This is a genomic window from Actinoplanes sp. NPDC000266, from assembly GCF_042899005.1.
Classification (GTDB): Bacteria; Actinomycetota; Actinomycetes; order Mycobacteriales; family Micromonosporaceae; genus Actinoplanes.
This window is the reverse complement of sequence record NZ_JBIAZI010000008.1, coordinates 13864-32431: the sequence shown is the minus strand read 5'-3', so window position 1 is coordinate 32431 and position 18568 is coordinate 13864. Positions and strand designations below refer to the sequence as shown.

Genomic DNA, 18568 nt, shown 5'->3' with positions numbered 1-18568 from the left:
TTCTGACCTCTCGGCCCCGGCGGTGTTCATCGTGGACCACTTCCTCGACACACTTCCCTTCGACCTGTCGCGCCCCGAGGCGCGCGACCTCTGGGCGCTGCTCGCCGACACCTATTACCGCGACACCCAGGCCGAGGTGCTGCTGCGGCAGGCCGGGGTCAAGCTGTCGGCCGTCAACTGGAACGCGCCGATGGAGGTCGTCTGGGCCGACATCCTCGTCAAGAGCCGCAACCAGGACCGGCTGCGCCCGCTGCTGCGGGTGATCGCCGACGGCGGCGACGCCGCCGTGGCCGAGCGGGTCCGCGAGCTGACCGGCCCGGCCCCGCCGGTGGTGCCCGCGGCCGGGCCGCTCGACTGGAAAGGGGCGCCCGGCGACGAGCGCCGGATCCTGGCCGAGCCCACACTGCTCGACGTGGCCTTCCTGCGGCACGGCGCCGATCTGGCGGCCGCGGTGTGCCGGCTGCTGGTCACCTCGGCCGCCGGCAGGCGCACGGTCGGCACCGGCTTCCGGATCGCCGGGCGGCTCGTGCTGACCAACCACCACGTGCTGTTCGACCGCGCCCACGGCGACGCCCCGCCGGACGCGGTCGAGGCCTGGTTCGGTTACGAGCGCACCTTCGGCGGGGCCGACCTCGAACATCAGGTCGTGCCGGGCGAGCCCGGCTCGGTGCGCGGCGGCCGCGACCACGACTGGGCCGTGATCGAGATGGACCCGCCACCGGGCACCCCGGTGATCCCGCTGACCGGGTCGGGCCCTCCGGTGAAGGCCGGCGACCGGGTGTACGTCATCCAGCACCCGCACGGCGGCCCCAAGCAGATCGGCATGATCCACAACGAGGTACGCCACGTCGACGAGGACGTCGTGCAGTACTGGACCGACACCGAGGCCGGATCGTCCGGCTCGCCGGTCTTCGACGAGAGCTGGCGGCTGGTCGCGCTGCACCACCGCTACGTCACCGCCACCGGCGGCGGTGTCACGGAGCACCGCAACCAGGGCCGGCGCATCGAGCGGGTGGCCGAGGCGCTGTCCCGGACGGGGGTGTGATGCCTTTCGACTGGAACGATCCGCGCAACCAGCGGCTCTTCCACCTGGTGCAGGACGCGTACGGCGGCGCCGACGGCGTCGACCGGCTGGTGCTGCTGGCCAAGCTGGCCGGGCTGCCGACGCACGGCATGGTGCTGCGCTCGGTCGAGCTGGCGGTCTCCAGCCTGCTCGAGGCGGCGGCGCAGAGCGGACGGCTCGACCACCTGGTCCGGATGGCGGCGCAGCAGAACCCCGGACTGGCCGGCGAGCTTCTGACCGCGCCGGCGCCGGCGCCGGCTCCCGCGCCGCCGGCCGCCGCGGAGGCCGCCCGCCCCCGCTTCCCGGTGATCGTGGCCGTCGAGTCGGCCGACCAGCCGCTGGCCGACGCCGACCTGCTCCGGACCGAACGGCACCTCACCGTCACCCTGGCCGCCGGCCGGCTGGCCGCGATCCGGCGGGCGGTGGCGGCGGTCAGCGGCCCCGGCGCCGACCCGTCGCTCGACGACCTGGTCCGGGCCGGCGCCGAGGTATGGGCCGAGATGACCACGGCCGAGCCCCGGCTCCGGACCGTGCTCGAGCGGGTCGCCGAGGCCGGGCCGGACCAGCCGGTCGCCTGGTGCGGCCACGGGCCGCTGCTGGCCGAGCTGCACCCCGCGATCCTCGTCGCCCACACCGGGGAGCAGTTCGTCACCGTGGCCGCGGGCGGGCACTACTTCATGCCGGCCGGCGCCGGCCGCGACCGCGGCCTGCCCGGCCGCCCCCACCAGGGGCCGCCGTCGGTCGGTGAGGACGCCGCGGCCCGGCCCGAGATCCTGCTGACCGGCGACCTGGCACCGGCCGGCATGGACGGCGTGACCCGGGCCGTCGTCGCCTTCGGCGCGGCCCCGGCCGCCGTCGGTGCCCTGCTCGACCGGGTGCCGTTCGTCAGCCTGGCCCCGGACGACCTGGCCGCCGGCGACACCGCGGCGCTCACCGGCGCCCTGCGCGAGCAGGCGGGCCGCCGGGCCCTGCCCTGCGTGGTCGCCGCCGTGCGCAACGACCTCGTGCGGCGGGCGTTCGAGGCGCGCGACGCCCGCGGCGGCCGGCGGGCTCTGCTGTGGAGCTCGTGGTCGTGGGTCGGCCTGCCGCTGTTCCCGGCCGGCTACGACGAGGTCGAGCGGGCCGCCTATCCGCACCTCATGGACCTGCGCTCGGTCGCCTCCGAGGGCTGGTACTTCAACCGGCGTGAGGGCATCCCCGACGAGTACGCGGGCGACGAGCTGGCCGCCCGCACCACCCCGGCCGAGCGGTTCCACCTCTACCTGTCCGGCGCCGGCGGCACCGGCAAGAGCTGCTTCCTGCGCTACGTGCACGACCAGATCGCCCTGCAACCGCACCGCATCGCCGTCTGGTACCGCGTCGACGCCCCCAGCTCGTCCTGGGACAACATCGAGGACCGGGTCCGTGAGGAGACCGTGTCGGCCGTGGCCGCCCGGTTCGGGACGGCCGCCGCGGCCGAGCTGGCCGCCATCCCGGCCGCGGTGAAGCTGGGCGCGTTCCTGGCCGGCGCGGTGACCGTGCTGCGCGCCGCCGATCCGGGCTTCGACGAGATCGCCGTCTTCATCGACCAGCTCGAGCGCACCTTCGAGTCCGGCGACCGGCCCCAGCCGGCCCGGCTCGCGACCATCTCCCGCGACCTGATCCAGCTGCTGCGCACGGTCGGCACCGGTGAGGGCGTACGGGTCTTCGTGGCCTCCCGCAAGCAATATCTGCCCGACTTCCTCGGCTCCTCGCGCACCGCCGGGGCCTGCGGCCTCGAGTTCAACGTGCTCCAGAGCATCAAGGACCGCGACGAGCGGATCGACTTCGTCGACCGGGTCGTCACCTGGTGCCGCGACGAGCAGCTGGTCTCCTCCGGCCTGACGCTCGACCGGGACGCGGCCGAGCGGCTCGCCCTGCTCGCCGACGGCCATCCGCTCAACACCATGCTGTCGCTGATCCAGCTGCTCTCGGCCCGGCCGCACGGCGAGATCGGCCCGGCCGAGCTCGACGAGCTGCGCCCCTGGGAGAACCTGTTCGCGCTCGACCTGCGGGCCGCCGCCCGCGACGACCTCGACTGGCACGTGCTGCTGGCGATGGCGCACGCCCGCACCGAGATCGTCCGGATCGAGGAGGTGTGGTGGCGGCTGCGGATGGTCGACGCGCAGCTGACCCGCCGCGCCGACGAGCTCGGCCCGGACGGCGTGCTGGAGCGGCTGTGGCTGTTCGGCTTCGTCGGGCGGACCCTGCACGTGCGGCCGTACGCGGGCCACCCGGCCCGGTTCGTCGAGTTCTTCCACGCCAACCTGCGCGACCACCTGCTGCGCAACGTCATGGCCCGGATCGGGGCCGACCCGGAGATCCGCCGCCGGCGCACCGGCACGCCGCCGGCCTGGCGGGCGCTGGACCGGCTCGCCGCGTACGCCCGTGAATGGGACCAGACGCACCAGCTGCTCCCGGCCGAGGATGTCCGCGTCCTGATGGAAAGCCGTGAGCAGGTCCTCGAGCGCACCACCCGCTGGGACCCGAAGACGGCGCCCTACTTCCATCTGCTGTTCCTGCGCGAGGCCGACAACGACTCCCGCGAGCGGCTCTGCCACGCCGCCATGGAGTGCTTCGTGCTCTCCGCGCTGGTGCACGAGGACCTGGGCCGGCAGACGTTCCGCGAGCTGTTCAAGGACGTCGGCCGCCGGGTCGAGCTGTGCGTGCAGTGGATGGACCGGGCCAGCTCGGAGACCCGGCCCGCCGTCCTGGCCTATCTGGTCGAGACGGTCACCCCGAAGGCCCGGTCCGTGCTGACCGGGCTGGTGCTCGACGGGCAGGACGCCGGCGCGGCCACGATCCGCCAGCAGGTGGCCGCGCTCGCGGCGGAGCCGCTGTACGCGGCCGAGTACCGCGGCGGGCTGGTCGAGGCGGTCCTGCGGGAGGCGCTGGTGCGCGCGCAGGGCGACACCGGCCGGCTGCCCGGCCGGGCCGTCGACTTCGTGCTCACGGCCTGCGGCAGCGAGCGGGGCGTGCTCACCCGGCTCCTCGACCGGGCCGCCGAGACGCTGTCCGGCGACACCGACCAGCAGGTCCGCCGCGGCGCCCCCGACCTGCGCCGCCCGGAGCTGGCCGAGGGCTGGCTGCGCGACGCCGCGCCCGAGACCCGGCTCGCCGGGCGGCGGGTCGTCGAGCGGGCCGCCCTCCCGGCCGGCGCCGTCCTGGCCCTGGTCGTGGCCGGCGACCTGCGGGCGCAGACCGGCGAGGACCGGCTCGCCGACTGGACGCGGGGCCTGCGGGCGCGGCTCGGCATCCGGGTGCCGCGCCTGCGGCTGATCGCCGGCGAGTGCCGGCCGGGCGAGATGGAGCTGCGCTCACCGCGCTTCCGGATGGCGACCAACCTGTTCCGCCCCGGCCAGGTCTGCGTCGACCAGCGCCGCTGGCGCCAGTTCACCTCCCGCGGCGGGCACACCGCGCTCGACTCGTCCGACCTCACCGGCCGCGGCGGGGTGCTCTGGCTGGCCCCCGAGGACGTGGCCCGGGCCGGATATCCGTACCGGGTGCGCGCCTTCGACGAGGCGGTGGTCGACTGGCTCGAGGAGTGCTGCCGCCGCTCGTTCGGGATGCTGCTGACCGACGACATGCTCAACCGGGTACGCCTCGACGCGGCCGCCGCGACCGGTTCGGCCCGGGTCCGCCCGGTCAACCCGTCCGCGCTGGCCCAGGTGCTGGTCGACCTGGTCGAGGAGGAGGTGCCGCTGGACGCGGCCCGGCTGTCGGCGGTGATCGAGCATCTCGTCTGGCTCGCCGACAAGCAGCCCGGCCGGCGTCTCACCCAGAAGGTGCGCGAGCTGCTCAGCACGGAGATCTGCGCCCAGGTGGCCGACGACGCCGGGCAGGTGACGACGCTGCTGCTGGAGGAGCAGCTGGAGCAGACCCTGGCCGACCGGGTCGTGCCCCAGGAACGCGACACCGCGCTCGCGGTCAGCCGCGGTGAGGCCACCGCCCTCAACAACGAGGTGGTGCGGGCCCGCGAGAAGGCCGAGAACGAGAGCGCCCGGCCGGTCGTGCTGGTCACCGATCCGGCCCTGCGCTACGCGCTGGCCCGCCTGCTGTGGCAGTTCGACACGCGGCTGCCCGTGCTCGGCTACACCGAACTCGACCTCGGTGCCCTGTTCCCGGTGGCGGGCGGCCTGGTCAACCTCGCCCTGCCGCGCGCCGGGGGCGGGCGGTGACCGGCCCGTACGGCGACTTCCTGGCCACGGCCGACGCCGGGCGGTGGCTGGCCAGCGCCCGCGAGCTGGCCCGGGCGCCCGAGGTCACGGCCGAGGCTGTGTGCGTGGCCGCGTACACGTGGTGGCTCGGCCGGGTCAGCGGCGCGACCGAGATCGAGCAGGAGGCTCAGCGGATCTACAAGGGGCTGCGGCCCGGCGCGACGGACCGGGCGTGGGGCGTCTTCCTCGCCTTCGACGGCTATCGCCGCCGGGGCGCGGAGATCCTGGAGCGGGACGGCCCCCTCCCACCCGAGCACGCGCTCGTCGTGCTGCCCCGCTCGCCGGTCCGCGCGGCCGCGATGCTGCGGGCCACCGACCCGGGCCGGCCGCCGTTCCTGCCCCTGACCCACTTCCACGCCATGGCCCTGGCCGACCTGGGCGCGGTGGACGAGGCCCGCGAGCTGGTCCTGTCCCGCGATCCCGGCGCCGCCCACCCGCTCTCGATCGACCTGCTGGGCACGGTCGCCGAACGGCTCGGCCAGTGGCCGCGGGCCGAGGAGCTCTACCGCCGCTCGCCGTGGCCGGCGCACGCGTACCGGGCCGAGATGGTCGCCGCGATCGGCGGCGGGCCGGCCCCGAAGCCCGGCGCCGTCCTCGACGAGGCGGCGCTGCGGTGGGCCGGCGAGCTGGGCGGCGAGCTGGACGAGACCGAGCTGGCCCGGTTCCTCGCGCTCGTCGACGCCTTCCAGTGGCAGCCGGTGCGCAACTGGGTCGTCGAGGTCGAGCTGGGCAAGCTCGACTTCCGCCGGCGCCGGTACGCCGAGGCCGACACGCACCTGCGCCGGGCCCTGGACACCGCCCCGGAACGGGCCCGCTTCCTGATCAGCCGGCTGCGGTTCTACGCCTTCACCTGGCTCACCGGCGGCGATCCGCACATCGTCCTGCGGATGACGCCCGAGGCGGTCACCGCCGGCCGGGCCGCGCTGGACCAGGCCGGGCCGGACGACGACACCACCGACATCCGGGTGTGGATCGCGAGCGAGACCGGCGACCTCGCACTCATCCCGGCCGGCCTGTCCGGATGGGAGCCGTACCCGCGGGGCAACGCCCTGTCCGCCGTGGGGGAGATCCCGTCCGCCCTGGACGCCTGGATCGAGGCGCTGCGCGGCGAATACGTCCCGCGGGCGGTCTTCCAGCTCATGCGGCACCTGCGCCGGCAGGGCCTGCCCCGCGCCGCCGTCCGGCTGGCGGCGATCGCCGCCCGCGAGTCGGACGACGAGTTCGGGCCGCTGTTCGAGCTGGCCGAGGCCCTGCAGGACATCGGCGCCCCGGCCGGCGCGGACGGGCCGGACGGTCCCGAGACGGAGCTGGCCCGCGTCGCCGAGGCCGTGCGGGCCCGGGTGCTCGAGCTCAGCGAGCTGGGTTTCCGCAACGCCGTCCTGGCGTACGGCCTGCTGCGCCGCGACGACCAGCTGGACGAGGCCGAGCAGCTGCTGCAGCGCCTGGCCAAGCAGGCCGAGGGGGTGTCCGAGCTGGTCGCCGTCGCGGTGGTCCGCCGGGGCTCGCCGATGACCGCGCTGAGTCACGAGGAGGGCCTGCGGTGCCTGACGCGGGCGTCGGCCGAGGCCCGCGACACCTCGGAGCGGCTGCAGATCGCGCGGGAGCTGTTCCATTACGGGCAGCTCGGTCAGGCCCGGGCCCTGCTGCGCGACGAGCGGGCCCTCGAGGACGGCCGCCGGCTCTCGCACGCCGAGGCGGCGGTGGTCCTGCAGTGCGGGGCCTGGCTCGGCGCGGCCGAGGGCGAGGAGTTCGCCGACCGGGCGGTGGACCGCCTGCTGACCGATGCCGCGTCCGGCGCGCTCGGCCCGGACGCGGCGATCTACGGCAACCGGATGGCCCAGGGGGCCACCGGGCCGCTGCACGACCGGGTCCGGTCGCGGCTCGGCGGGCTGGCCGGCGTGCCCGGCGGATCGGCCTGGCCCGGCGAGGCGAGCGCGCTCTGGGGCGATCTGGGGGCCCGGATCGAGCGGGAGACCGACGAGCCGGCCGGGCTGGACGACCTGTCCGGGCCGGGCAGCACCGTCGGATTGCGGCTGGCCGCCCTCGGCCGGCTGCGCGAGCAGCTGACGTCCTGGGTGGACGCCGGGCGCCAGGCGCCGGTCGAGATCGAGCCGGAGGAGTTCCCGGTGCGCGACGGCGCCGACCGCGGCGACGGGCTGCGCCCCATCCAGCTGCGCGACCTGTGGCGGGCCCGGCTGACCCCGTCGGCCGGCGAGGCGGAGGCGCGGCGGGCCGACGGCGCGCTGCGCTCCTTCCTCGCCGAGGAGCGGGCGCTCGCCGAGCGCTGCGCCCGCCTGCGGCACGAGGCGGCGGCGCCGTCGTTCCGCCGCGCCGTGAACGCCGGGGAGGCGCTGCTGGCTCTGCTGCCCGGGGTGCTGGGCCCGGCCGAACGGGCCGAGCCCCATCCGGTGCTGCGCGAGGTCTTCGCCGCCCTCGCCGACGACCTCGAGGCGACCGGGGCCGAGGTGCGCGAGCAGCTGGCGGCCCTGGGGGAGGCGCCCGGTGAGCGCTGACGAGTTGCTCGCGCGGTGGGCGGAGCTGTTCGGAGTGACCGGTGCCGTCCCCGACCCGGCGTCGTGGCCCCCGGAGCCTGGGCCCGAGCCGTCCCAGCTGGAGATCACCGAGCTGTTCGCGCGGGCGGCCGACCCGGCCGAGCGCCGCGACCTCGATCTGCTCTGCGCGGTCCTGGCCGGCGGTCCCGGGGCCGGGCTGCGGCTGGCGGTGCTCGGCCCTCAGCAGCTGCGGGCCCGCAGCACCCCGGGGGTGGCCGGGCTCGCCGCGGCCGACCTGCCGGTGCCGACCGGCGCCGCCCCCCTCTGGGCCGGTGTCGCCCTGCTGCGGATGCGACGCCGGGCCCGGGTCAGCCAGATCACCGAGTCGATCGACCAGCTCTGCGGCGCCCTCGACTATCCGCGCGATCCGGAGGGCTCCACCGCCGTCGCCGCCGCCGTCCTCGACCGCCTGGAGATCCTGGTCGGCACCAGCGACGTCGCCGTGTCGGTGGCGGGCGCGGCCGGCGGCGCCGTGCTCGACCACGTCTTCACCGCCGGCCCGCCGCGGCCGCGCGGCGACCGGCCGCCGTCGCGCGAGGCCGACTTCGTGGTGCTGCGGTCCGGGCCGCCGCGGCGCCGGCGGGCCGAGGCCCGGTCCATCGTGGACCTGCGCCGGCAGCACGCGCTGGCCGAGATCGGGCAGGCGCCCTCCGACATCGCCGAGGAGCAGACGTTCGCGGCCCGGGTGATCCGGTCGCGGCAGGACGCCCGGGCCCGGCTCGCCGTCCGGCAGCTCGGCGAGGACGCCTCCGGCGCCGCCCGGGTACTGCGCGAGGCCCTGGCCGTCGCCGACGGGCACCGGCCGTTGCGCGAGGGGCTGGCCAGCCGGATCGGCACGGTGGCCGACTTCTGGCTGCTCGACGACGCCCTGACCGAGGCCGCGGCCGGTGACGCCGCCGTCCGGCTCGAGGCGGACGCGCTGCGCCGCGACCTGGACACCCGGCTGGAGCAGCTGATCGGGCTGACCTTCGTGCCCGACGGCGAGACCGAGCTGATCCCGGTGGTCACCCCGATCGTCCTGGAGGTGGCCGACAACCTGGTGCCGTACGTCGACTCGCAGCAGGACGGCGGCGTCTTCCTGCACACCCTCATCCCGGCCATGCGTGAGCGGATCCGGGTGAGCACCGGGGTGACCGTGCCCGGCGTCCGGCTGCGCGGCAACACCGGTTTCGTGCCGGGCGAGGTCGCCGTCCTCATCGACGAGCTGCGGGCCTTCTCCGGGTACGCCGACCCGGACGAGCGCTTCGACGCCGTGCCGGCCGGCTTCGAACCGCCCGGTCCGGGCGAGACCCACTCGCCGGTGCATCCGCTGACCGGCGAGCCCGGCGTGTGGACGATCCTCCCCGGCGACTCCCTCGACGTGCAGCAGATGCTGATCCACCGGCTGGAGCTGGTGCTGCGGGCGCGCCTCAGCGGCTTCGTCGGCCCCGAGGAGGTCACCGAGCTCCTGCTCCCGTCCTGGGACGCCGGCGGCGGCACACTGGACACCCGGGACCGGCTGCGGCTGACCTGGCTGCTGCAGGCCATGCTGGACGACGGTCTCCCGATCAGCGACGGGCCCGCGATCCTGGCCGCGGCCGATCTCACGGCCCCGCTCCCCGACATGCGCCGGACGGTGCGGGAGGCGCTGGCCGGGTCGTTGCCGGGCCGCCACCTCGACGGGCGCTGGCACCGGCTGCCGGCCGAGCTGGAGGAGGTCCTGGAGTCGGTGTCCTGGCCGGGCCCGGTCGAGGACCACTACCAGGAGCGGGCCGACCTGGAGCACTGGATCGACGCCGCGCTGGACGGGAACGGGCCGGTGCTCGGGATCATCACCCTCGGGGAGACCGCCCGTCAGGCTCTGTCCGACGTCCTGCGGGCCCGGTACGGCTTCGTGGTCACCCGGACCGAGGGGGAGCGGCCGTGACCGGCGTGCTGATCCGCCTCACGCCCCGGCTGTTCGCCGCGGCCGGCCCGGGCGCCGCCGCCCGGCTGGGCGAGGGCGTACGCCTGGCACCGGCCGCGGCCGGGCCCGGCCCGCTCATCGAGATCACGGCCGGCGGCGCCGAGGTGCCGGTGGCCGCCGCCGAGGCGCTGGAGACGCTCGGATACGTGCTCGGCGAGCCGGCCGTGCCGCCGGGCGCCGACCCGGCCGGCGTGCTCGATCGATGGCTCGGCCCGCGGCCCGTGCCGGAGGAGGCGCTCGCCGAGTGGCTCGGGCACGTGCACCGCGCCGCGTTCGGTGCGGAACCCTCCCTCCTCGACGGCGTGTATGTCCTGGTCGAGCCGCGCTATCTGCGAGTGCTCTCCGCCGGGGTCACACCGGACGGCCGGTTCGCGCCGGCCCGGGAGGCCCTCTTCCCCGAGCTGGGCCTGCCCCCGCCGCCCTTTGAGCTCCTCCGGGCCGGGGAGTTACGCCCCGGGGGATTCATGTTCAGCGTCGCCGGCGTGATGCTCGCGCCCCGTCTCGGCCTGCCCGAGGGCACCGTGCTGGTCAACGGGACCCCGGACGAGCTGACGAGGCTGAACGTCGCGGCCACGGCCACGATCCACCCGGAGACCCGCCGGCCGGCCTCCATCGTGGCCGCCGGGCACGCCGAGATGCTCGAGGCGGCCGGCCTGACCACGTGGGATCCGCTCGGCTATCTGGTGGCGTGCCTGGCCGAGGCGCTGCGTGCGAACGCCCACCGCCTGCTCACCGCGCGGTCGGCCGGCGAGATCATGCACTCGCTGGGCAACGCCTGGGCGGCGCTGATCCGGGCCGCGGACGAGTTCCTCGCGGTCGACGACCTGATCGCCGTGCTCCAGGATCTGCTGCGCGACCGGGTGTCGATCCTGAACATGCGGCTGATCCTGGAGCTGACACTGCGCTGCATCACCGAGGAGGTGCCCCGCGAGCAGTGGATGTCGCGGATCCGGGCCGGCCTGTCCCGGCAGATCACCGCCGGGGCGCAGGGCGGCGCCGCCACCCTCGCGGTCCACCTGATCGACCCCGGCCTGGAGGAGGCCGCGGGCACGCCCGAGGGCGCCGCCGAGCTGCGCCGGGCCCTGGACCGCGTGCGGCCCGGACCGCGGCCGGTGGTCCTCACCCGGGAGTCGTGCCGCGAGGCCGTCCGCGAGGCGCTGCACCGCCGGTTCCCGGACGTCACCGTGCTCTCCGACAACGACCTGACGACCGACGCCGGCCTCACGGTCTCCGGGCAGCTGTCAGCCGGCGGCTAGGGCGTCGACCAGCCGCCGGGCCGAGCCGGCCAGGTTCCAGCGCTCGGCCAGCGCCAGCAGCGCGTCCGGGTCCTTGGGCGCGCGCGGCATCCGCGCGTCGAACTCCGGCAGCTTCACGTCGAGGGCCACCTTGCAGACCGGCAGCGCCTTGTCGAGGTAGTCGCGGGCCGAGGCCAGCTTGGTCTTGAGGCCCGGGGCGAAGCCGGCCTCGGGGTCGTCGAGGGCGGCCAGGATCTCGGCGACCCCGCCGTAGCGGGCGATCAGCCGGGCCGCCGTCTTCTCGCCGACGCCGGGCACGCCCGGCAGGCCGTCGCTCGGGTCGCCGCGCATGGCCGCGAAGTCGGCGTACCAGCGGGCGGGCACGCCGTACTTCTTCTCCACCAGCGCGTTGTCGGCGTCCTCGAGCTTGGCCACGCCCCGCCCGCAGTACAAAAGCCGCGTTTCACGTGAATCGTCAACCAGTTGGAACAGGTCGCGGTCGCCCGAGACGACCTCGACCGGGGCCGGCTGGGTGGCCGCGAGAGTGCCCAGCACGTCGTCCGCCTCGTACCCCTCGACGCCGAAGGCGGGGATGCCCACCGCGGCCAGGGTCTCGAGCAGGACCGGGATCTGCCGTTCGAGCGAGGCCGGGACCTCCTCGACGTCGCCGTGGGCGACCCGGTGCTTCTTGTACGAGGGCACGAGCGCCACCCGCCACGCGGGCCGCCAGCTCGCGTCGAGCGCGCAGACCACCCGATCGGGGTGCCTCGTGCGGATCAGCTGCGCCAGCATGTCGAGGAACCCGCGGATCGCGTTCACCGGCTCGCCGGCGCTGGTCTGCGCGGCTTTCTCCGGAATGCCGTGGAAGGCGCGAAAGTAGAGGCTGGGAGCGTCGACCGCGAGCAGAGGCTTCACGAGGCCACAATAGGGTATCGCGAACCTTAGTTAACGTTAGTTAAGCTGGCGGATGTGACGGTAGACCGGCTCCTGCCCACGCCCGAGGCCCACGACCTGCTCGACCTGACCCGCGAGCTCGCCACCCGCGAGCTGGCCGGAAAGGCGGCCGGTTTCGAGGCCCGCGGCGAGTTCCCCCGCGAGGTGCTGCGCACGCTCGGCCGCTCCGGCCTGCTCGGGCTGCCCTATCCCGAGGAGGTGGGTGGCGCCGCTCAGCCGTACGAGGTCTATGTCCAGGTCCTGGAGATCTTGGCCGGCGAGTGGCTGGCCATCGCCGAGTCGGTCAGCGTGCACACCCTTTCCTGCTATCCGGTGTACGCCCATGGCAGCGAGCGCCAGCGCAAGATGCTGCCCGACATGCTCGGCGGCGAGCTCCTGGGCGCGTACTGCCTCTCCGAGCCGGCCGGCGGCTCCGACGCCGCCAACCTGACCACCAAGGCGGCGCGTGACGGCGAGAGCTGGCGCCTGGACGGCACCAAGGCCTGGATCACCCACGCCGGGCAGGCCGACTTCTACAACGTCTTCTGCCGTACCGGCGGCCCCGGCCCCCGTGGCATCTCCTGCGTGCTCGTCGACGCCGGCACTCCCGGCCTGCAGCCGCAGAAGCCCGAGCGCACGATGGGCCTGCGCTCCTCGGCTCCGGCCCAGATCGTCCTCGAGGACTGCCGGGCCGATGCCGACCGCCTGGTCGGCGCCGAGGGCACCGGCTTCACCATCGCCATGGAGGCCCTCGACGCGGGCCGGCTCGGCATCGCGGCCTGCGCCGTCGGCCTCGCCCAGGCCGCCCTCGACTACGCGACGTCGTACGCGCGGGAGCGCGTCCAGTTCGGCCGCCCGATCGGCGAGTTCCAGGGCATCGGCTTCATGCTGGCCGACATGGCGACGCAGATCTCGGCCGCCCGCGCCCTGCTACTGCACGCGGCCCGGCTCAAGGACGCCGGCCGTCCCTTCTCGATCGAGGCGGCCAAGGCGAAGCTGTTCGCCACCGACACCGCCATGCGCGTGACGACCGACGCGGTCCAGGTGCTGGGCGGCGCCGGCTACGTCGCCGACCACCCGGCCGAGCGCTGGTTCCGCGAGGCGAAGGTGCTGCAGATCGTCGAGGGCACCAACCAGATCCAGCGCATGGTGATCAGCCGCGCCCTCACGAAAGGGGCTTGCTCGCCTTGATCACGTAGATGGCGGGCAGCGCCCCGGCGGCCTCCCCGAGTCCCGCGTAGAGCGACGGCTCGGGGCCTTCCCGGAAAGCGTCCAGCCGCAGCCCGGCGCCGATCAGGGCCATGACGACGTCGCTGACCGGCCACACGAACATCGAGAACTCGGGCGCGCCGGCGTGCCCGCGCGCCCCCTGCGGCTTCTTGGCGTCGTCCTGGGCCCGGTTGGGGCGCCCGCGCCCGAAGTAGTCGCCGGCCACGGCCAGCCGCCCCGGCTCCCGCACCGCGAGGACCTCCCAGGCCGGGTGGTGGTCACAGAGCAGCACCGCGCCGCCCTTCGTCAGGCGGCCCGCGATCATGCGGGCGAAGGCGGCGAGGTCGGGAACCCAGCAGATCGCGCCCCAGCTCAGGTGGATCAGATCCAGTTCGGCCAGGTCGGCCGGCGGATCGAGCATGTCGGCCCGCCGGAATTCGGCCGCGATCCCGGCCGCGGCCGCGCGGGCCCGGGCCCGGCCGATCGCCACGTCGGAGATGTCCACCCCGGCGGCGTGCGCCCCGAGATTGCTCCAGGAGAGCACCTCGTCCCCGTACGAACAAGCAAGCTGAACCACCCGCCGCCCGGCAACGTCACCGGCGAGCTCGACCTCGAAATCGGCGAGCGTGACGGCCCCGTCGCGCAGCCGCTCCACGGCGATCCCGTCCCGCCGGCCCGCGATGAGGTTCCAGCTCGTGCGGTTGCCCTCGGCCAAGCCCGTCACGAGACCTCCCCGGTCAGGCGCGGGATGGCCCAGCCGGCCCCGGCCCGGAACGCGGTGTGGGTGCCGTCGAACGGAAAGTCCCCGGCCTCGATCAGCTTGATCACGCGATCCCCTTCGGCCCGGATCGCGTCGGCTCCGGCGCGGTCGTAGTAGAGCGGATCACCGACGTGCCCCTCGAACTCGTCCTCGTCCTTCCACTCCCACGCCCGCCCGGCCGTGACCACGATGTCGAGCACGGAGTCGGTGGTCCGCACCCCGTCGCCGGTGCGGGTGAAGGGCGCCTCCAGGTTGACGTACCACCCGTCGAAGACCCCGCCGGCGAACATCCACCACACCGAGTGCGCCACCCCCGGCCGCATCAGCATGAGCACGTCGGCGTGCTGCCACGTCCGCGTGGTCAGCCGCGGCTCCCGCATCCGGGCCGGGCTGAGGTCGTGCCCGGTCTTCCCGTCGGCGTCCACGATGGTGGCGAGATCCCCGCCGACCGGCTGCCACAGCAGCAGCCCGTCGCCGTCATCCGCGACGACCCGCATGGCCTGGGCCCACGTGTGCCAGCACCCGCGCACATAGCTCCGCGTGATGACCCGCCCCACCTCGAAGCTCACCGCGGCAGCGTATCGGCCCGTCCCCCGCCGCGCCGCCTCGATATCCGGTGCGCCGCCGTGATCGGGGACAGAGCCCAGCGTGCCGGAATCGACCATGTCGTAGCCGGTACCGGATGCAATAGTGTCCCGGCCATGACGCCGGACGATCTGGTCAAGGCCGCGCTGGATGTGGCCGAGGACGGGCTCGCGCGAGGTGAGCTGCCGATCGGCGCCGTGGTCGAGATGGGCGCCGCCATGGCTCTCAAGGTCGACGACGTCTACTACGCGCTCGAGTCGCCCGCCGACGGCGGCGCCGCGGTCGCCGCCGGGTGGCCGGTCAGCCCGGAGCTGCCCTGGTACCGCCCGCCCACGATCATCGCCGGCATCCGCCGCTCGGAGGCCCGGGACCAGTTCCGCCGCTACAGCGCCACCGCCCCGGACTCGGGGCTGCGCCGCTGGGCCGGGACCATGGCGGGCTGACGGCTCGGATCGAGCCGGGGCGGCCTGGCCGTTCGGTAGGGTGGCGGCCGTGGAAGAGATCGACCGGGCCATCGTGAGCGCCCTGACCGTCGACGGGCGGCTGTCCTACACCGATCTGGCCGAGCGGGTCGGGCTCAGCGTGTCGGCGGTGCACCAGCGGGTGCGGCGCCTCGAACAGCGCGGAGTGATCTCGGGATATACGGCCAAGGTGTCCTACGAGGCCCTGCAACTGCCCCTGACCGCGTTCGTGGCCATCCGGCCGTTCGACCCGTCGCAGCCCGACGACGCGCCGGAGCGGCTGGCGCACCTGCCCGAGATCGACTCCTGCTACTCGGTGGCGGGGGAGGACTTCTACATGCTTCTCGTACGGGTGGGCAGCCCCGCCGACCTGGAGCGCCTGCTCCAGGAGATCCGCACCGCCGCGAACGTCACCACGCGGACCACGGTGGTGCTCTCCACGCCGTACGAGAACCGCCCGCCCCGCATGCCCGACGTCAGCGTGGACAGCTGACCCCGCGCGCCGGCACCCTCAGGTTGATCAGATAGTCGTCGGCGATGCCCTTCACACAGTCGCTGAGCGAGTACGACCCGTGGCCCGTCCCCTCGTAGGTGACCAGCACGCCGTGCCGGCCGAGCTGCCGTTCCACGCTCCGGGCCCAGTTGAGGCCGGTGGCCGGGTCGTGCCGGGAGTTGAGCAGCAGGATCGGCCGTTCCGTGCGCACGGTGAGGTCGTGCTGCGGGTTCGTCACGTGCGGCCAGCCCAGGCACATGGTCAGCGCGAACGTCTGCGCCGGGAAGTGCGTGTCCGGCGCGACCTTCGACACCGTGCTCAGGACGCGCCGGTAATCGGCGTACGAGCGCACCGGCAGTGACCAGTCCGCGCAGAACGCCGGAATCGCCACCCCGAGATTGCCCACGTGCTGCCCCTGCCCCGATTTGATCAGGCCGGCCAGCCTCTCGTACCCCCCGTCCTTGATCATCTTGTGGGTTATCGCGACCAGGTCGAACCGCGTCATTCCGCCTCGGGCTGGATCGGCGAACAGCCGTTGCCACGGCTCGGAACACTCCGGGCAGGACGCGAGGAAGTCGTCGAACGCGTCCTCGAAGGCCCACGCCTGCGCGGCGAGGAACGACGTCGTGGTGCGGCTGCTGTGGTCGGTCACGCTTTCCAGGACCATTGCCCGTACGCGTCCGGGGTATTCCGAGGCGTACTGCTGCCCGAGCAGCGTCCCGTACGAGCTGCCGTGGAAGGTCAGCTGCCGTTCCCCGAGCGCCTGGCGCAGCGCCTCGAGGTCCCGGACCGTGCTGAGGGTGTCCGCGTGGTCCCACACCGGCCCGGTCCGCCGCGCGCAGCCGGCCCACAGCTCCCGGTTGTAGCGCACCGTCGCGTCGAAGTCGGCCTGCGACGTCAGCACCGGGTCGGGCGCCGCGTCGATCAGCGCCGGATCGCAGGTCATCGGCGCGCTGCCGCCCACCCCGCGCGGGTCGAAGCTGACGATGTCGAACCTCGCGCGGATCTCCTTGCTGAACCGGTCGGCGTCCTCGGTGACCCGGTGGACGCCGGAGTCGCCCGGCCCGCCCGGCCCGAAGACGAGCGTGCCCAGCTTATGGGCCTGATCGGTGGCCGGCAGCCGGCCGAGGGCGAGGCCGAACGTGCCCGCCCGCGGCCGTGACCAGTCGACCGGGACGGTCAGGGTGGCGCACTCGGCGCGCGGTTCGGTGCCGCAGGCGCGCCAGTCCACTGCGGAGGCGGGGGCCGCCGGGATCGGCCCGGCGGCCACCATCAGGAGGGCGAGAAGTGTGTACATGCCTCGATGTTTGCCGGGCCTGTGGGCGTACGGATCAGGAATGCCCCTTAATGTTCTTGTCCGGGAGAACGAGCAGGGCGGCCGGCAGCAGGATGAGCGCCAGCGCCACCACGTTGCCGATCTTGTGCGCGGTCGTGAAGACGCCGAGGTGCAGCAGGTGCCAGAGCATGTGCACGACGGAGAACAGCAGCCACGCCCATCCGGTGACGCGCAGCTTCTCGACGGTCGGGGTGCGCCAGGCCCAGACGGTGAAGACGAGCAGGGCCAGCATGGTCGCCCCGAAGTCACGGGTCAGATGCTCGTTGTACGGCCCGAGCAACGACACCCACTGCCAGCCGCTGATCGGGAAGTCGTTGTAGAAGGACAGAGGGAATCCGCCGGCCCACACGCCGAGGACGGCGGCCAGGAAGGCGAGCACGCCCGCCGCGATGCGCTTGCTTCGAAGAGTCACGCCTGACGGACGAGCCGGCCGGTCATTTGGTGACAGTCAAGACCTTTGGTGTGTACGCCGTCACAGCCTCACCGGCTCCGGCGGCACCCCACCCGTCAGGAGGTCGCCCAGCAGCCCGCCCAGCGTGCGCGGCCCGAACAGGTCGGGGCCGGGATGACCGGTGATCTCGGGCAGGCTCCACCAGCGGATCGCGGTGATGCCTTCGGCCGCGGCGAGCTCACCCCGGGGCGTGAACTCGTCCGTCCGTACGAGGTAATAGTCCTGAACCGCCCCGTCGTAGCCCGGGTAGTAGGGCGTGCCGATGACCTCGCGATGCCACACGTGCGGCGGTTCGCCGTCGACCACGAAGCCGACCTCCTCGATCAGCTCCCGCCGGAGCGCCTCGAGTTTCGTCTCGCCCGCTTCGATCCCACCGCCGGGCATCGTCCACACGCCGGTGCCGTCCGCGAGCAGATGCCGGCACAGCAGGATCCGGTCGTCGCGGCTGAGCAGGATGGCCCGGACCCCGTGCCGCAGCCTCACGAGGGCAGGAGGGCGCGGGCGCACTCGGTCACGTACGGAAGCTGGAACTCCGTGCGCCCGACCAGGTCGGGGTGGGTGGCGATCAGCTTGCGGACCTCGGTCAGCAGGGCGGCGCGCTCGTCCGGGGCCAGCAGGATCACATAGCTGCGGGAGGCCACCATGTCGATGAGCCGTTCGGGGCCGATCAGCTCGGTCCACTCGAACCGCTCGATCTCGACCGGCCCGAAGGGCGCCCCGATGGTGGCGTCGCGGTCGTTCTCGGGGCTGTTGATGATCTCGCCGAGGCGGCGGACCCAGTCGGCCCGCTCGTCGCGCAGGTTCCACAGCAGACCGAGCCGCCCGCCGGGGGAGAGGACCCGGGCCACTTCGGGCACGGCCTTGACCGGATCGACCCAGTGCCAGGCCTGCGCGACCAGCACGACATCGGCCGCGCCGTCGGGCAGCGGGATCCGCTCGCCGCTGCCCACCAGGGCCGGCACCCCCGGCACGGACTTGCGCAGCTGCTCCAGCATCCCCTCGGACGGGTCGACGGCCGTGACGGGCAGCCCGCGCTCCCGCACCTGACGGGTCAGCTTCCCCGTACCCGCACCCAGATCGACCACCCGGGGCGACCCGGCCGGCAGCAGCCAGTCGAGCGCGGCCGCCGGATATTGCGGCCGTCCCCTCTCGTACACCTCGGCAACCGGTCCGAACGATTGAGCATGAGCCGCGCGATCAGTCACGACCCGATCTTACAATCACAGTATCCTAGGACGCTCTACGCGCGGTGCGCCTCGTCACAGGAGCACAGCTCACGCCCACCCCAAAAAGGAATCAACGACATCCCT

The 18568-nt window shown here is 74.3% G+C and carries 15 protein-coding genes; 8 read left to right on the top strand and 7 right to left on the bottom strand.

Features of this window, described 5'->3' with window-relative positions:
• Positions 1 to 31: 31 nt before the first annotated feature.
• The 5 genes from ACFY36_RS30530 to ACFY36_RS30510 are packed head-to-tail and all read left to right on the top strand — an operon-like array spanning position 32 to position 11051.
• Entirely contained in the window at positions 32 to 1045 is a 1014-nt protein-coding gene (locus ACFY36_RS30530; RefSeq protein WP_499749359.1) for a trypsin-like peptidase domain-containing protein, read from the top strand.
• Positions 1045 to 5259, top strand: a complete 4215-nt coding sequence (locus ACFY36_RS30525; RefSeq protein WP_499749358.1) for an FHIPEP family type III secretion protein — start codon at positions 1045 to 1047, stop codon at positions 5257 to 5259. The genes ACFY36_RS30530 and ACFY36_RS30525 overlap by 1 nt, the downstream gene beginning before the upstream one ends.
• Entirely contained in the window at positions 5256 to 7811 is a 2556-nt protein-coding gene (locus ACFY36_RS30520; protein ID WP_499749357.1) for a hypothetical protein, read from the top strand. Before ACFY36_RS30525 ends, ACFY36_RS30520 begins: the two co-directional genes overlap by 4 nt.
• A complete protein-coding gene (locus ACFY36_RS30515; RefSeq protein WP_499749356.1) occupies positions 7801 to 9756 on the top strand; it encodes an FHIPEP family type III secretion protein in 1956 nt (651 codons plus the stop codon). The genes ACFY36_RS30520 and ACFY36_RS30515 overlap by 11 nt, the downstream gene beginning before the upstream one ends.
• Entirely contained in the window at positions 9753 to 11051 is a 1299-nt protein-coding gene (locus tag ACFY36_RS30510; RefSeq protein WP_499749355.1) for an FHIPEP family type III secretion protein, read from the top strand. Before ACFY36_RS30515 ends, ACFY36_RS30510 begins: the two co-directional genes overlap by 4 nt.
• Here ACFY36_RS30510 and ACFY36_RS30505 read toward each other — a convergent pair.
• Positions 11037 to 11945, bottom strand: coding sequence for a 5'-3' exonuclease (locus tag ACFY36_RS30505; RefSeq protein ID WP_499749354.1), 909 nt, complete (start codon positions 11943 to 11945; stop codon positions 11037 to 11039). The genes ACFY36_RS30510 and ACFY36_RS30505 overlap by 15 nt on opposite strands.
• Positions 11946 to 11999: 54 nt before the next feature.
• Between ACFY36_RS30505 and ACFY36_RS30500 the strand changes: the two genes are divergently transcribed.
• Complete coding sequence (locus ACFY36_RS30500) at positions 12000 to 13154, top strand: acyl-CoA dehydrogenase family protein (RefSeq protein ID WP_499749353.1); 1155 nt, start codon at positions 12000 to 12002, stop codon at positions 13152 to 13154.
• Here ACFY36_RS30500 and ACFY36_RS30495 read toward each other — a convergent pair.
• Entirely contained in the window at positions 13129 to 13896 is a 768-nt protein-coding gene (locus ACFY36_RS30495; protein ID WP_499749352.1) for a class I SAM-dependent methyltransferase, read from the bottom strand. The genes ACFY36_RS30500 and ACFY36_RS30495 overlap by 26 nt on opposite strands.
• Positions 13893 to 14501, bottom strand: a complete 609-nt coding sequence (locus ACFY36_RS30490) for a ribonuclease FAU-1 family protein (protein ID WP_499749351.1) — start codon at positions 14499 to 14501, stop codon at positions 13893 to 13895. Before ACFY36_RS30490 ends, ACFY36_RS30495 begins: the two co-directional genes overlap by 4 nt.
• A gap of 132 nt (positions 14502 to 14633) precedes the next feature.
• On the opposite strand from ACFY36_RS30490, the gene ACFY36_RS30485 reads away from it, so the two are divergent.
• Both ACFY36_RS30485 and ACFY36_RS30480 read left to right on the top strand, forming a co-directional pair.
• On the top strand, positions 14634 to 14960 hold the full coding sequence (locus ACFY36_RS30485) for a hypothetical protein (protein ID WP_499749350.1): 327 nt from the start codon (positions 14634 to 14636) through the stop codon (positions 14958 to 14960).
• 49 nt (positions 14961 to 15009) lie between these two features.
• Positions 15010 to 15471 (top strand): Lrp/AsnC family transcriptional regulator, encoded by a 462-nt coding sequence (locus ACFY36_RS30480; protein ID WP_499749349.1) that lies wholly within the window; start codon positions 15010 to 15012, stop codon positions 15469 to 15471.
• Here ACFY36_RS30480 and ACFY36_RS30475 read toward each other — a convergent pair.
• From ACFY36_RS30475 to ACFY36_RS30460, 4 genes are read right to left on the bottom strand one after another with little or no spacing between them, the layout of a single operon-like run.
• Positions 15455 to 16768 carry an alpha/beta hydrolase gene (locus ACFY36_RS30475; protein WP_499749348.1) on the bottom strand — a complete coding sequence of 438 codons (1314 nt, stop codon included), beginning with the start codon at positions 16766 to 16768 and terminating at the stop codon, positions 15455 to 15457. The genes ACFY36_RS30480 and ACFY36_RS30475 overlap by 17 nt on opposite strands.
• 34 nt (positions 16769 to 16802) lie before the next feature.
• Complete coding sequence (locus ACFY36_RS30470; RefSeq protein WP_499749347.1) at positions 16803 to 17219, bottom strand: hypothetical protein; 417 nt, start codon at positions 17217 to 17219, stop codon at positions 16803 to 16805.
• A gap of 60 nt (positions 17220 to 17279) precedes the next feature.
• Positions 17280 to 17741 (bottom strand): NUDIX domain-containing protein, encoded by a 462-nt coding sequence (locus ACFY36_RS30465; RefSeq protein ID WP_499749346.1) that lies wholly within the window; start codon positions 17739 to 17741, stop codon positions 17280 to 17282.
• The gene (locus ACFY36_RS30460) at positions 17738 to 18463 is read right to left on the bottom strand and encodes a class I SAM-dependent methyltransferase (protein WP_499749345.1); all 726 of its coding nucleotides are present in this window, start codon (positions 18461 to 18463) and stop codon (positions 17738 to 17740) included. Before ACFY36_RS30460 ends, ACFY36_RS30465 begins: the two co-directional genes overlap by 4 nt.
• Positions 18464 to 18568 lie beyond the last annotated feature (105 nt).

Bases quoted from the DNA above. Each gene is read 5' to 3' on its own strand.
- ACFY36_RS30525 (WP_499749358.1), top strand. From the start codon at position 1,045: ATGCCTTTCGACTGGAACGATCCGCGCAACCAGCGGCTCTTCCACCTG.
- ACFY36_RS30485 (WP_499749350.1), top strand. From the start codon at position 14,634: ATGACGCCGGACGATCTGGTCAAGGCCGCGCTGGATGTGGCCGAGGAC.
- ACFY36_RS30475 (WP_499749348.1), bottom strand. From the start codon at position 16,768: ATGTACACACTTCTCGCCCTCCTGATGGTGGCCGCCGGGCCGATCCCG.